The organism is Clostridium sp. RTP31139st1_H3_RTP31139_211217 (genome assembly GCF_040227035.1).
Lineage (GTDB): Bacteria > Bacillota > Clostridia > Clostridiales > Clostridiaceae > Clostridium > Clostridium saudiense.
Genome location: NZ_JBCOAB010000097.1, coordinates 1 through 3,419, shown reverse-complemented (window position 1 = coordinate 3,419; position 3,419 = coordinate 1). Strand labels below are relative to the sequence as shown.

Here is a 3,419-nt window from a genome sequence, read left to right as displayed (position 1 = left end):
AGGAAATGGGGAAAGTTATAGATTTTAGTAAATATAGAAAAGTATGATATAATTAGTTGTCGAACAAAGGAGGTGAAGTGATGGGACAAGCGATAAAAAAGAATAAAGTAGAATATATAGATAGGGTTCATGGAAATAGTAAAGGGTGGATCACGAGAAGTTGCATAGATGAAAATGGATATAGTCAATGGCATTATAAGTATTTAGAACTAAAAGAAACAGATTTAACAGGAGAAAACATATATATAACATTAAATACATTTTATAAACCATGTAGAAGATTAGAATGTATAAAAGAATTAAATTTTGTATATATAGATTTAGATTATTATAAAACTAAATATACAAAAGAGCAGGTAATAATGAATTTAGAGTCAAATTATTTTAATAAAATAATACCAGCAACAAATTATATTATAGATAGTGGCCGAGGATTAGCATTATTATGGAATATAAATAAAGTACCAAGTCAAGCATTACCTTTATGGAAAGCAATCCAAGAGTATTTATATCATCAATTAAAAGAGTTTGGAGCAGATAGACAAGCTTTAGATGCAACAAGAGTATTAAGAGTACCAGGAAGTATTAACTCAAAATCAAAAACAGTAGTAAGTATAATAGATGAATATGACTATATTTATGATTTAAGAGAAATACAGAAAGAGTATCTTCCAGAGCTAAAACCAAAAGAAAAGAAAAAAGGTCGTCCAAAGAAAGTAAACTATGTTTATAGGGAAAGAAGTTTATACTTTGCAAGAATACAAGACATAACAAAATTATGTGAACTTCGAGAATATGATTTAAGAGGGCATAGAGAAATAATATTATTTTTATATAGGTATTATCTTTGTAGCTTCACAGAAGACGTCCAAAAGGCGCTAGAAGATGTTTTAGAACTAAATAGTATGTTTATATACCCTTTAAAAGAAAAAGAGGTTATAAGGGCAACTAGAAGTGCAGAAAAGTGTTATTTAGATAAAAATAAAGAATATAAATATAAGAATGATACTTTAATAGAGTTATTAGAGATTACAGAAATTGAAGAAACATATATGACAACTATAATTTCTAAAATGGAATACAAGAGAAGACATAGAGAAAGAGAAAAAAATAGATATATAGAAAAATTAAAATTAGAAGGGAAGATGTCTAAGAAAGAAGAGCTTGAGCAAATTAGAAAAAAAATAAAAAGCCTTCGTGCAAAAGGCTTTAAAAATAAAGAGATTTGTATTGAGCTTGATTTAGCAGAGTCAACACTCAAAAGACATATTACTTATATGAAAAAGAATGGGTTATTAAAATAACCCGTTCTTTTTTTATTTCAAAATCAAACTTATTATATATTAAAAATAAAAAAAAAAAAAGGCTCATTTTTTCTGCGCTTGTATTATAGGGTTACGTAGTAACCTGTTCTATTTTTAGAACAGGTTTAGGGGGTTATCGTTTATGGTTAAGCTACGTTAGCTTATGTAGCCTAGTGTGTTGAGTTACCCAAAACGGCAAGGTGAGAAGTGTTAGTATTTTTAATTTAGAGGATTTTAAAGAGTTTTAAAGAATACATTAAAGTAGTTTAATCTTTTAGAAATGAGGTTTTAGGCTATGTTAAGGACAGTTGAAGAAACTGCTATTCAATTAGGAGTGAGCAAAACTACAATTTATAATAAACTTAAGTTGAAAGAGTATAAAGCTAGGATAGTTAAGAAACAAGGAAAATCAATGGTTGATGACAGTTTATTCAACTTGATTCAAGAAGGTTTAAAAGTTAAAAATGAAGTTGAAAATAAAGAAATTGAGAATGATGTAAATGCAGAGACTTCAATAGATGAAGATGGTTTATTAAATTTGAATAAAGAGTTAATTGATAATTTATTAGAGCAACTTAAAGAAAAAGATAAACAAATATCTGAATTACATAGGTTAATTGAAAATAATCAGATACTTTTAAAGGAAGAGCAGAAAAAAAGTGAACAACAGTTATATTTAGCAGAACATTTTGAAGAAGTAGATAATAAGCTCCAAGATCTAAAAGAAAAAATGGAGCAAAAAAGAAATTATAGGAAAAGCCTTTTTAAGATTTTTTCAAAGTAGCTCAAAAGTAATAAGTTTTAAAAATTTTTTTAACTAATGATAAATAATATTCAAACTAAAAAAATAATCAATGGGCAAGGAGACGCTTATAAAAAAAATTAATGTCAGCAAATTTGGCTTTACTTTGTAGTAACCATTTAGAAGTCATTAATTTTTTTATAAACCTTGATTATTTTTTTATTCATTTCTTCAGAAGTGATTATATACTATTTGTTTAAAAAGTTCAATTTGCAAGTTGAATTTTTTATACTCTCAAATTTTCAGTCTATATGGAGGAGCTTATACTATAGGTCTATTTGTTGAGTGCATAATTATATCCTTCAGATTATTGCAGTTTTTTCTTTATTTTTTCATTTTGTTCTTATTTTTATTTTATATAGTGATAAAAAATAGAATATATTGAAATATATTACAACGTTTATTATAATTAAATTGACATAATATTGATGGAGGGGAATTTATGAATAAAAAAATATTTGCATTACTTTCTGGTATAGTTTTAACAACTTCTTTAATTAATATTGAAGTATCAGCAGAAGTATTAAATTTTCAAGATAATCAACTAGACGTAAATTATGAAAATACAAATAATAATTCATCAAATGAGAATGTTATAGTAAGAGAGTTTATAGCACTTTCAACTAATGAATTTGCTAGGGCTGGAGATGCATGTGAATTAGTTTATTATAGTTCTACTTATATTAAATGTACTAATAAAAGTACAGGAAAAGTTTTTACATGTAATCCAACAACTAGTTATGTTGGATATGGTTATTCTAATTCATCTGGCTCAGTTGGATGTTTACAAGGAATGTTTAATTATTTAGGAGCTGGCCTAGCGGTAGATGGTTTGTTTGGACCAAAAACTTATCAAAAAATAATAGAGTTTCAACAAATGAATAGCAATATTTTAACTGTTGATGGAATAGCAGGTCCAAAAACTTTTGCATGGGCTGTAGAATCAGTTTTTGGAGTTGTACAACCTATAAGTGGTGAATAGCTTTATATTAAAAATAAAATCCAAGTTTCAAAAAATATTTTTTGAAACTTGGATTTTATTTTTTGATAAAGAAAATAATAATTATTCTGATACTCTTATTAAACAGTCTAAATCATACTCTTTCATAAATTCATCTAAGATATTTAGACCAGTATTGATGTTATAATCATAATTATTTTCTTCAATAAAGTTTTGTAAAGCAGTATCATAATTTTCGCTAGTAACAATATCTTGGTCAGTTATATTATTGCTAATTTCAATAGTGCTTAGATTGGTAGTTTCTTTTGTGGTGGTTTGAGCTGAAGGAGAACTTAAGAATGTTGTAGAATAA

At 26.2% G+C, this 3,419-nt stretch carries 4 protein-coding genes; 3 read left to right on the top strand and 1 reads right to left on the bottom strand.

What is annotated here, in order from left to right; translation table 11 throughout:
• Positions 1–80: 80 nt before the first annotated feature.
• The 3 genes from ABUA17_RS18570 to ABUA17_RS18560 all read left to right on the top strand — a co-directional run bounded on the left by ABUA17_RS18570 (position 81) and on the right by ABUA17_RS18560 (position 3,088).
• Complete coding sequence (locus ABUA17_RS18570; protein ID WP_042402939.1) at positions 81–1,304, top strand: hypothetical protein; 1,224 nt, start codon at positions 81–83, stop codon at positions 1,302–1,304.
• A gap of 295 nt (positions 1,305–1,599) precedes the next feature.
• Positions 1,600–2,088 (top strand): hypothetical protein, encoded by a 489-nt coding sequence (locus ABUA17_RS18565; protein WP_042402936.1) that lies wholly within the window; start codon positions 1,600–1,602, stop codon positions 2,086–2,088.
• Positions 2,089–2,548: 460 nt separating this feature from the next.
• Complete coding sequence (locus ABUA17_RS18560; protein ID WP_052330771.1) at positions 2,549–3,088, top strand: peptidoglycan-binding domain-containing protein; 540 nt, start codon at positions 2,549–2,551, stop codon at positions 3,086–3,088.
• 81 nt (positions 3,089–3,169) lie between these two features.
• On the opposite strand, the gene ABUA17_RS18555 is transcribed toward ABUA17_RS18560, so the two are convergent.
• On the bottom strand, positions 3,170–3,419 hold a 250-nt coding region (locus ABUA17_RS18555), incomplete at its 5' end, for a hypothetical protein (RefSeq protein WP_349824111.1).